Origin of the sequence: Hyphomonas sp. L-53-1-40, from assembly GCF_000682775.1 — a bacterium.
Lineage (GTDB): Bacteria > Pseudomonadota > Alphaproteobacteria > Caulobacterales > Hyphomonadaceae > Hyphomonas.
In genome coordinates this window covers 189,959-200,586 of record NZ_AWFI01000012.1, presented here as the reverse complement: position 1 = coordinate 200,586, position 10,628 = coordinate 189,959, and the positions used below count along the sequence as shown (strand labels likewise).

The window sequence follows — 10,628 nt, the reverse complement described above, 5'->3', positions numbered from 1 at the left end:
GAGCCGAGACGGACCTAATGGAGTTGCTTCGTTGCTTCTGACAATCGGTCCAGGATTTCCTGAGGAGCAGAAGATTTTTCGACAACAGCGGCATATCCAGCCTTGAGCGCGCGGTCCTTAAGCGTTGTAGAGTAAAAGCCAGTGATGAGGATTGCGGGTGTCGTATCACCAGCCAGCCTCATTTTCTCGAGAAGATCCACACCATCAAATCGCGGCAGCTTGTAATCGATCAGCAGGCAATCAACTTGCAAACTTGGTTGATTCATCAGGATTTCCATGCCGTTCCGATAGGAATCTACGGCAAACCCGCGCGATCGCAGGAGCATCATGAGGGAGTAGCGTACCTCCTCATCATCCTCGACAAGTGCAACCCTCAGCAGGCCAGGCTGTGAAACGGACTGATTCATTTAGGCGTGGTCTCGATAGTTTCGGAGTCACACATCTATGATCGCAGGAGTAAGACGTCTCTAAGTAGACCTACTTAGCGCGCCTCTTTGCGGCCTCGTTCCGCCATGAATGCAACGCGCAGCGCTGCAGACAAACTGTCGGCTTCAAGTTTTTCCATCAGGTTTGCACGGTGAATTTCCACCGTTCGGGGGGAGATCGACAATTCGTCGGCGATGGCCTTGTTGGTCATACCCTCAACCAGGCAATCGAGCACTTCGGATTCTCGGGTCGTTAGTCGGGTTAGTTTCGCAACCGCCTCATTCTTGAGCCCTTGTTGGGCCTCGTCGTCGGAAATGCGGCTGAAACCGGTTTCGATGGCTTCAAGCAGAGCCTTTTTCTCATAAGGCTTTTCCAGGAATTCGATGGCGCCATTCTTCATGGCCTGAACGGCGACCGATACATCTCCATGCCCGGTGAGCACAATGATGGGCATCTTGTTGCCGCGTTCGGACAAGGCCTGCTGTACAGTCAGGCCATCCATCACCGGCATGCGAACATCCAGAAGTATGCAGGCGGAGTCGTTCGGCTCATATTCGTCCAGGAAGCTCACGCCATCCGGATAGGTCTTCACCGTGTAGCCGGCATGCCGCAGCATGAAGCTGGCGGAATGCCGGATGGCATCATCGTCATCTACGAGGAAAATGGTCTTCGTCATCGCATGCTCACCCTGCCACGTTCGTGGCTACTCTTAAAGTAAACGTAAACGATGCTCCAGCGCCAGGTTCGGACGAAACCGCAATCGTGCTGCCATGCGCCTCGATTATGGTTTGGCAAATCGACAAGCCAAGCCCCATGCCACTGGCTTTGGTTGTTTGAAAAGCATCGAATGGGGAATGGAGCAACTCCTCTGAAAGCCCCGGGCCATTGTCCTTGACCTCGATCGTCACTTCCTCGCCGGAAGACTGCGTATAGATCCAGATCTGAGGTGTTTCTGTTCCCGAAAGCGCCTCAATGGCATTCCTGATGAGGTTGGCGAACACCTGTCGCAGCTGAAGCCTGTCCGCCATCACGATGACATCAGGATCTTCCATTCGGAGAATCACGCGTGCGAGGGGGCCTTCAATGCCGACCTTGGCGATGGCTGCAGCGTCGTCAATTACGCCCTTCAAGGGAGCGGGCCTGAGATCGAGCTCCCCGCGTGAGACGTAATCGCGCAACCGGCGAACAATTTGGCCGGCCCGGATTGATTGTTCTGCAGCGGCCGACACCGCTTCCTGGACCATAGCCAGATCATTCTCGCTCGGTTCATCCAACAGGTCACGTGCGGCTTCAAGATAGTTGGCGACGGCTGTGAGCGGTTGATTGAGTTCGTGAGCCATGGCGGAGGCCATCGTGCCGACCGCGCTCAGCCGCGAGAAGTTTCCGAGTTCCGCCTGGAGCTCCCCGATCCGATGCACGTTGGCCTGCTTCTCGGTGATATCCCGGATGAACCCCGTAAACAGCTTGCGATCGCCGATGTTGGCTTCGCCGATCTTCAATTCGACCGGTATGGAATCGCCATTTGCGAGACGCGCTTCAACGATCCGACCAATACCGATGATCTGGCGCTCTCCCGTGGTGAGGTAATTGCGGATATATTGGTCGTGGTGCGCTTGGTCAGATTGCGTCATCAGGCATTTGATGTTCGTACCAACGACATCTTCCGACTTGTAACCAAACAAGGCTTCTGCTGCGCGGCTGAACGCCATTATGATTCCCGCATCATCGATCACAATCATCGCGTCCGGGACAGACAGCAGGATCGACCTCAAAATCGATTGAAGCGAATCCGAATCCTGAAAGTCGGTATTCTCTAAGCGCCAGAGGTCGGACAGGGGATTTGACATATCCCGACCAGTGTAAGTGTGGCCGGGCATTTAGGAAAGAACGGACCTCGTGCGGAGGCGTGAATGCCGCAGGTCGTTCAGCAAGAGCGCACCAATAACCAGCAGCCCGAGCAGAAGCGCATAGCAACCCCAACAATGCATCAGTGACGTGCCCGCGCTTTCAATTGGAATAGTTACAGACTTTCCAAGACAGGTCGGCAGAAGGAGCGTGGATTGCGCGGAGGCCTGTAAGACCATCTTGGTGATACCCGCGAAGACCAGCGCGGCGGCGGCGGCATAAGAATGAACTCGTTTCACAGGCAAGACCCTCCAGGGACGAACTGTCCTATACGGGAAAGCCCCTATACGCGCCGCGAAGCGATCACCGTAATCAGGCCCCATACGACGCAACCGCAACGCTCTGCGGAAGGGGCTAATCAGAATGATGATATCACGAACCAACTCATCGAATGCCAGCGGGGGGAGCATCGCAAGTGTCTCCGCGCTGGTTGCGATCTTCGGGGTGCTTGCCCTGATCATCGCAGGACGCACGATTGATCACGCCATGGGCATTCAGGCGATGACGTTTATCGCGCTGGCTACAGCATTTCTGGTGGGCACGGGTATGTGGGCTGGCAATTTGCTCGACCGCAATCCATTCGATGAGTCACGCTATGAAGACACGCTGGTCAAGTTTGGTGTGTTCGCGTCCATGTTCTGGGGTATTGCCGGACTATTGGTTGGCGTCATCATCGCGCTTCAGCTGACCTTTCCGAACGTCTTCTACTTCCCTGAACTGGGATGGACAAATTTCGGGCGATTGCGGCCGCTGCATACCAGCGCCGTGATCTTCGCCTTTGGCGGAAACGTTCTGCTGGCAACGAGCTTTTATGTCGTCCAGCGCACCTGCCGTACACGCATAGCGGGTGGCATGTGGCCTTGGTTTGTGTTTTGGGGCTACCAGATCTTTATTGTGCTTGCGGCAACGGGCTACCTGATGGGGGTGACCCAGTCGAAAGAGTATGCAGAACCGGAATGGTACGTAGACCTTTGGCTGACAATTGTGTGGGTCGCGTACCTGCTCGTCTTCCTCGGCACGCTGTGGAAGCGGAAAGAACCGCACATCTACGTGGCGAACTGGTTCTACCTTTCTTTCATCGTGACCATCGCGATGCTTCACATCGTCAACAACTTATCCATTCCTGTTTCGTTGACCGGTACAAAGTCAGTGCAGGTATTTTCAGGTGTTCAGGATGCGATGACGCAATGGTGGTACGGTCACAACGCGGTCGGCTTTTTTCTGACCACGGGCTTCCTCGCCATCATGTATTACTTCATTCCGAAGCGGGTTAATCGGCCAGTCTATTCCTACCGGCTGTCCATTGTTCACTTCTGGAGCCTTATCTTCATTTATATCTGGGCGGGGCCGCATCACCTCCATTACACGGCGCTGCCACAATGGGCGCAGACGCTTGGAATGACTTTCTCGATCATGCTCTGGATGCCCAGCTGGGGAGGCATGATCAATGGCGTCATGACCCTGTCTGGTGCCTGGGACAAGCTGCGCACTGATCCAGTAGTTCGCATGATGGTCGTGTCGTTGGCGTTCTACGGTATGGCGACTTTCGAAGGTCCGCTTATGTCAGTGCGTGCCGTCAACTCACTTAGTCACTATACAGAATGGGGCATCGGGCATGTTCACTCCGGGGCGCTCGGCTGGGTTGGGTATATCAGTTTCGGAGCGCTCTATTGCCTCGTGCCGTGGCTCTACAAGAAGAAGGCGCTGTTCTCGAAGTCTCTTGTCGAATGGCACTTCTGGATCTCCACGATCGGCATCCTGTTCTACATGATCTCGATGTGGTTTGCCGGAATCATGGAAGGCCTGATGTGGCGTGCCTACAACGAGTATGGCTTCCTCGAATACAGCTTCGTGGAAACCGTCGAAGCCAAGCATATCAGCTACATGATCCGTGCGCTGGGTGGCGGCCTTTACTTCAGCGGTGCCCTGATCATGGCCTACAACCTCGTGCGTACCGCCCTTGGCCATGGCGCTGCCGAGCCGGTCGAGGCCAAGCCCGACCCATACGCAACTCCTGAACCACGCGCGACGCTGGTTCTGGCTGAATAGGAGCGAATCCATGAGTATTCTGAACAAACATGGATTGCTGGAGCGTCACTCGCTTCTGCTCACCATAGGCATCCTGGTCGTGGTCTCCATCGGCGGTCTGATCCAGATGGCACCGCTTGCCTATATGGACAACACGATCGAGAAAGTGGACGGGATGCGTCCCTACACCCCGCTCGAACTGATGGGGCGGGACATCTACGTCCGAGAAGGCTGCTATGTTTGCCACAGCCAGATGGTGCGCCCTTTGCGGGATGAAGTGGAACGCTATGGCCACTACTCACTCGCGGCAGAAAGTATGTACGACCATCCTTTCCAGTGGGGTTCCAAGCGGACTGGTCCCGATTTGGCCCGTGTTGGTGGAAAGTATTCTGCTGAATGGCAAGTGGACCACCTCAAGGATCCGCGTGCGCTGGTGCCGGAAAGTGTCATGCCGCCTTATGCCTTTCTTGCAGAGAAGAAGCTGAACTTCGACCGGATTGAGGATCGCCTTCGCACCGAGCGGATGCTTGGCGTGCCTTATACAGATGAAATGATCGAGAACGCGGAAGGACACCTCTACGCTCAGGCCGATCCAGACGAAAAAGGATACGATTATCTAGATGGCTTACTTGAACAATATGATGGCGCATCCGGGCGCGAGGGCTCCGTTGAGTTTCGCGACTATGATGGTGATCCTCGGCGCGTCACAGAAATGGATGCCATTGTGGCCTATCTTCAAATGACCGGCACGCTCGTCGATTTTTCCACCTACGAGGCCGATGACCTCAGCAACCGTCGCTAGGAGGAACTCACTATGTATGAAGCACTTTCAAGTTTCGCCCAGACAGGTGGCCTGGTCTATTTCGTACTGATGTTTGCTGGGGCGCTCATCTACGCGCTGTGGCCCAGCAATCAGGACACGTTCGACCGCGCCGCGCATTCTCCACTTGACGACAAGGGGCCTGGAAATGACTGATGAAACCAAGGATATCGACACGCATTCCGGTGTGGAGACAACGGGTCATTCCTGGGACGGTATCAAGGAATTGAACAACCCGCTGCCACGCTGGTGGTTGTATGTCTGGTATATTTCGATTGCTTGGGCGATCGTCTACATGATCCTGATGCCTGCCATACCTGCATTGCCAGGGCTCGGCACCAACACCAAAGGCCTTCGCGGACACTCAGACCGGGTTGAAGTCGCCAAGGCGGTGAGCGAACTCAAGACGGCGCGTGACGCCCAATCCATCGTTCTTCTGGACGCAGGGCTCGAAAAGATCGAAACCGACCGCACCTTGCAGCAATTTGCGCTGGCCATGGGCGAAAGTGCCTTTGGCGACAATTGTGCAACTTGCCATGGGGCAGGCGGGCGCGGCGCAATTGGCTATCCAGCGCTGGCAGACGATGTATGGCTTTGGGATGGTTCTCTGGACGGTATCGAGTACACGATCCGCCACGGCATCCGGCATGATACAGATGATGGAACCCGCTTTTCCGCCATGCCGGCATTTGGGCGAGATGGTTTGCTGAAGCGCAGCGAAGTAGATGATCTGGCGCAATATGTGCTCAATCTGTCAGGACGCAGCGATGAACCGGAAGCTGTTTTGCGAGCCGCACCAATCTTTCAGCAGCAATGTGCTTCTTGTCATGGGGCGGACGGCACTGGGGACCGTACCCAAGGGGCGCCGAATTTGACGGACGCTGAGTGGCTATATGGTGGGCGCGAGGCGGACATCGAAGCCACTATCTACAATGCCCGTAACTCCCACATGCCTGCTTGGGACGACCGTTTGGATGACGCAACCATCAAGGCAATTGCCGTCTATGTACATTCGCTTGGCGGCGGCGAGTAGGAGCCTCGCATGGCCAGCACAACCTTGATCGACCACACTTCGGAACTCCCTGCCCAATCGGGCGGGGAGCCACCGCGCCATGAAGACCTCTATGCCAAACGCAAGCAGATCTACCCCAAGCTCGCGCATGGCAAGTTCCGGACGATCAAATGGCTTGTGATGGCTGTCACTCTGGGAGTTTATTATGGCTTGCCATGGGTAAGATGGGATCGCGGTGACGGCATTCCGGACCAGGCTGTGCTGGCAGACTTCTCCAGTGAAAAATTCTACTTTTTCTTTATCGAACTCTGGCCGCAGGACATTCATTACATGGCCGGCGGGCTGATCCTCGCCTCGCTATTGCTGTTCCTTGTAACCTCCCTGCTTGGGCGGGTCTGGTGCGGATACACTTGTCCACAAACCGTCTGGACCGATCTCTATATCTGGGTCGAGCGTGCCTTTGAGGGTGATCGTGCGGCCCGAATGCGTCTCGACAAAGCGCCTTGGACGGCAAACAAGATTACGCGAAAGCTGGGCAAGCATGCTGTCTGGCTTGTCATCGCATTCTGGACCGGTGGCGCCTTCATCCTGTACTGGCATGACGCGCCGACAGTCGCTGCGGGCTGGTTCACGGGCGATGCGCCCCTGACCGCTTATTGGTTCGCCGGAATCCTCACATTGACGACGTATTTCCTGGCAGGGACGATGCGCGAACAGGTGTGCACCTATATGTGCCCCTGGCCGCGCATTCAGGGCGCTCTGACAGATGAGCAGGCCCTGAATGTGACCTATCGCTATGACCGTGGTGAACCCCGCGGTCCGAAGCGTAAATCCGAGAGCTGGGACGACCGTGGCGATTGTATCGATTGCAATCAGTGTGTTCAAGTTTGTCCGATGGGCATCGACATCCGGGAGGGTGAGCAGCTCGAATGCATCCATTGCGCGCTGTGTATCGATGCGTGCGACGAGATCATGGTGAAGGTAGATCGGCCAAAGGGCTTGATTGCCTATGACACCCAAATTGCCGTGGCTGCACGCAATGAAGGGCTAACCCCGACAAAGCACAAACTGGTTCGACCACGTACCGTCGTCTACGCCGTCGTCATGCTTGCCATCGGGAGTCTGATGGCGTGGGGCCTTGCTACCAAGTCGACCATCGAGGCAAATATACTCAAGGATCGCTCGCCCCCTTTTGTCACCCTTTCGAACGGACGCATTCAGAATGGTTACACGCTCAAGCTCGTGAACAAGGCAAGTGAACCCCGTACAATGCTGCTCGATGTCAGCGGACTGGAAGGGGGGGCGTTCAGGGTAATCGGTATGGACCACGAAGGCAGCGATACGCTCGAATTGCCTGTGGAGGCATTCGGGGTGGATCGCTACCGTATTCTCGTCGTGGCAGATGCTACCGTTCCTCGCCGACAAGTGACATTCACTGTGCGCGACGCGGCCACGGGTGAGACCGATGTAAACATATCTTCGTTCAGAGGAGCCGAACAATGACCGACCATGCGCTGAGCGCCAACCCGAGTGCCAGGAGTGGAAAGCTGACCGGATGGCATGTGTTCTGGATCATGGTGGGCTTTTTTGGCCTGATGTTCACGGTGAACGGTATTTTCCTCTATCATGCGATTACCAGCTTCCCGGGTGAGGATGTAAGGAAGTCCTACCTGCAGGGCTTGGACTATAACAGCACGCTGGAAGCGAAGGCCGCGCAGGACCTGCTCGGATGGAGCGCTGCGGCCGGCCAGTATGATGAGAATCTTGTTTTCAATCTGGTTGACGCCGCAGGTGCACCCATCTCGGCGCGTCTGGTATCTGTTGAATTGCGCCATCCTGGCACGACGACCCATGACGAGATCGTGGTGCTCGAGCCTTATGGTGGCGGTGACTATGTCACGAGTATTGCCGATTTGCCGGCTGGCAGATGGGACGCTCAATTCCAGGTCTTCGATATTGCGGGAGACGAGGTGGTGTTTCGCGCGAACAAGCGGATCGTGATCCTGCCATGACGGCTGTTGTGCCTGCCTTACCTGGCTGCCCATCTGGTCTCGCGCCTGCAGCCGCGCGAGATACCAAGAGAGGGTATTCGGGCTTTGTTCGGAATGTCGGAGACGAGCGCGCGATTGATCTCATTGTTCGGGGGGCGAAGTGTGGTGGCTGCCTCAGCAAGATCGAGAAGTCCGTATTCGCCCTTCAGGGCGTGACGCAGGCCCGGCTAAATCTCTCTAACGGTTTGATGCGCGTTCGCTGGACAGGCGAGCTGGGCGCTGACCGTATTGCCCAGACAATATCCGACTTGGGTTATGGCGTCGCCGCGCAAGCGGCTGACCCTGGTGCTGATGACAAGGCGCGGGAAGAACGCTCCCTCATGATTTCCATGGGCATCGCCGGGTTCGCCGCCGCCAATATCATGTTGCTGTCAGTGTCGGTATGGGCCGGGCATGGCGAGATGGGCGAGGCGACACGCAAAACGTTGCATGCGCTTTCCGGGATTATCGCTCTTCCCGTCCTCCTGTTTTCCGGCCGGCACTTCTTTCGCTCGGCATGGGCTGCGCTTCGCAAGGGGCATGCAAACATGGATGTCCCAATCTCGCTGGCTCTGAGCCTCGCATTCGGGGTGAGCGTTTTCGAAACAATACGCGGCGGCGAGCACGCCTATTTCGATGCGGTCGTGATGTTGTGCTTCTTCCTGTTGATCGGAAGGTTCCTGGATGCGCGTCTCCGTCGGCAGGCGCATGCGGCAGCGAATGCCCTGGCGGCAATGCAGATAAGTGCTGTCACCCGTCTGAACGACAATGGAAGCGCCGTCTCTGTTGCGGCCAGCGACATTGCGGCAGGCGATCGCATCCTGCTCGCGCCAGGAGAGCGCGCAATGGTGGATATGCGTATTCTCACAGGCATTAGCGATGTAGATGAGAGCCTCGTGACGGGAGAATCTCTTCCCCGTACATTCTCTCCGGGAATGACGCTTCACGCGGGCGCGATCAACGTGACCGGACCGCTTCGCGGTGAGGCGTTGAAGGTCGCTGAAGAGTCGCTGCTGTCACAAATTGGCGAGATGCTGGAGGCTGGTGAGCAGCGCCGGTCTGCCTATCGCCGGATCGCCGACCGTGCGGTATCCATCTACGTGCCGTTCGTTCATACGACAGCGGTGCTCGCCTGTGTTGGCTGGTTGCTGCTTGGCGCGTCACTACCTGAAGCGCTGATGATCGCCGCAGCGACGCTCATCATTACCTGCCCATGTGCACTCGCGCTCGCGGCGCCAGTGGCTCAAGTCGTGGCGGCGGGGCGACTGTTTCGCAAGGGCGTCTATCTACGGTCCGGGGATGCCTTTGAGCGTTTGGCCGACGTGGATCATATCGTCTTTGACAAGACGGGGACGCTCACGCTCGGCACGCCAAAACTAGAAGGCATTCAGCAGAATGGCTGCCCAGTGCCGCTTGAGTCGACTGAGGCTGCGGCCATGCTGGCAGATGCTGCCAGCATGGCACGTGTCAGCCATCATCCGCTTTCGCGCGCCCTCGTGGCCATCGCGGGACCGGGAACTGTGCTGGAAGGTGTACATGAAATTGCCGGGCGCGGTCTTGAGGCGGAAGTGGATGGTCAGGTTTGGCGGCTGGGCTCGGCCGGCTGGACAGGTGCGGCAGCGAAAGGCGCTCTGCACGGCCCATCCTTGTGGCTAGACCAGGGCGTCGCACCAGCGGTCCAGTTCCGCTTCGTGGATGACGTACAGCCGGGTGCCGCTGAGGCGCTTGAGACACTTCGGGACCAGGGCATCGGATTGGAGATTGTGTCGGGGGACCAAAATAGCGTCGTTGCGTCGCTGGCTGAGGCCCTCGGAATCAGTGACTGGACCGGCGAGGCTACACCGCAGGAAAAGGTTGCCCGTCTGGAGCGTCTCCGCGCCGATGGCCATCGCGTCCTGATGGTGGGCGACGGCTTGAATGATGCCGGCGCTTTGTCCCTGGCCCATGCCTCTCTTGCACCGGGAGCCGCAATCGACATCTCCCAGTCAGCCAGCGACGCCGTATATAGTGGGGGGCTCGAAGCCATTCCGGTCATTCTGCGCGTAGCGAGAAAAACACGGTCGGTCATGCGGCAGAATTTCGCGCTGGCCGCTGCCTACAATGTTGTCGCCGTTCCGATTGCGGTGACCGGGCACGTAACACCTCTGATCGCCGCCATTGCCATGTCGCTGTCCTCAATTATTGTAACCCTCAACGCAATGCGGCTGCAGATCGAGAACTAAAGGTCTATGACCATCATCATCTATCTTATTCCAGTTGCTCTGGCACTTGGCCTGCTGGGGTTGGGCGCGTTTGTATGGTCGATTCGCTCGGGTCAGTTTGACGACATGCAGGGACCTGCCTATCGCATTCTGGATAACGACGACGATACACCCGCCTGATCCAGCCGCCGACTGAGCGCACATGA

General features: G+C 56.9%; 11 protein-coding genes. 8 read left to right on the top strand and 3 right to left on the bottom strand.

The window, feature by feature from the left end:
* Positions 1 to 14: 14 nt before the first annotated feature.
* The 3 genes from L53_RS06865 to L53_RS06855 form a co-directional block, all read right to left on the bottom strand.
* On the bottom strand, positions 15 to 407 hold the full coding sequence (locus tag L53_RS06865; protein WP_051607681.1) for a response regulator: 393 nt from the start codon (positions 405 to 407) through the stop codon (positions 15 to 17).
* A 74-nt stretch (positions 408 to 481) separates the two neighbouring features.
* Positions 482 to 1,102, bottom strand: a complete 621-nt coding sequence (locus L53_RS06860; protein ID WP_034813546.1) for a response regulator transcription factor — start codon at positions 1,100 to 1,102, stop codon at positions 482 to 484.
* A 7-nt stretch (positions 1,103 to 1,109) separates the two neighbouring features.
* The gene (locus L53_RS06855) at positions 1,110 to 2,273 is read right to left on the bottom strand and encodes a sensor histidine kinase (protein ID WP_051607680.1); all 1,164 of its coding nucleotides are present in this window, start codon (positions 2,271 to 2,273) and stop codon (positions 1,110 to 1,112) included.
* Between the two features lie 424 nt (positions 2,274 to 2,697).
* Here L53_RS06855 and ccoN point away from each other — a divergent pair, with 424 nt between their 5' ends.
* From ccoN to ccoS, 8 genes are read left to right on the top strand one after another with little or no spacing between them, the layout of a single operon-like run.
* Positions 2,698 to 4,380, top strand: a complete 1,683-nt coding sequence (gene ccoN, locus L53_RS06845; protein WP_034814261.1) for a cytochrome-c oxidase, cbb3-type subunit I — start codon at positions 2,698 to 2,700, stop codon at positions 4,378 to 4,380.
* Between the two features lie 10 nt (positions 4,381 to 4,390).
* Complete coding sequence (gene ccoO, locus L53_RS06840) at positions 4,391 to 5,161, top strand: cytochrome-c oxidase, cbb3-type subunit II (protein WP_034813539.1); 771 nt, start codon at positions 4,391 to 4,393, stop codon at positions 5,159 to 5,161.
* 12 nt (positions 5,162 to 5,173) lie between these two features.
* A complete protein-coding gene (locus tag L53_RS06835; RefSeq protein WP_034813537.1) occupies positions 5,174 to 5,335 on the top strand; it encodes a cbb3-type cytochrome c oxidase subunit 3 in 162 nt (53 codons plus the stop codon).
* Positions 5,328 to 6,212, top strand: a complete 885-nt coding sequence (gene ccoP, locus L53_RS06830; protein ID WP_034813535.1) for a cytochrome-c oxidase, cbb3-type subunit III — start codon at positions 5,328 to 5,330, stop codon at positions 6,210 to 6,212. Before L53_RS06835 ends, ccoP begins: the two co-directional genes overlap by 8 nt.
* A 9-nt stretch (positions 6,213 to 6,221) precedes the next feature.
* Positions 6,222 to 7,694, top strand: a complete 1,473-nt coding sequence (ccoG, locus tag L53_RS06825) for a cytochrome c oxidase accessory protein CcoG (RefSeq protein ID WP_034813532.1) — start codon at positions 6,222 to 6,224, stop codon at positions 7,692 to 7,694.
* A complete protein-coding gene (locus L53_RS06820) occupies positions 7,691 to 8,203 on the top strand; it encodes a FixH family protein (protein WP_051607679.1) in 513 nt (170 codons plus the stop codon). The genes ccoG and L53_RS06820 overlap by 4 nt, the downstream gene beginning before the upstream one ends.
* On the top strand, positions 8,200 to 10,443 hold the full coding sequence (locus L53_RS06815) for a heavy metal translocating P-type ATPase (RefSeq protein ID WP_034813530.1): 2,244 nt from the start codon (positions 8,200 to 8,202) through the stop codon (positions 10,441 to 10,443). The genes L53_RS06820 and L53_RS06815 overlap by 4 nt, the downstream gene beginning before the upstream one ends.
* Before the next feature lie 6 nt (positions 10,444 to 10,449).
* Positions 10,450 to 10,602: a cbb3-type cytochrome oxidase assembly protein CcoS gene (ccoS, locus tag L53_RS16740; protein ID WP_084333195.1), complete on the top strand. Its 153-nt coding sequence runs from the start codon at positions 10,450 to 10,452 to the stop codon at positions 10,600 to 10,602.
* Positions 10,603 to 10,628: the final 26 nt, after the last annotated feature.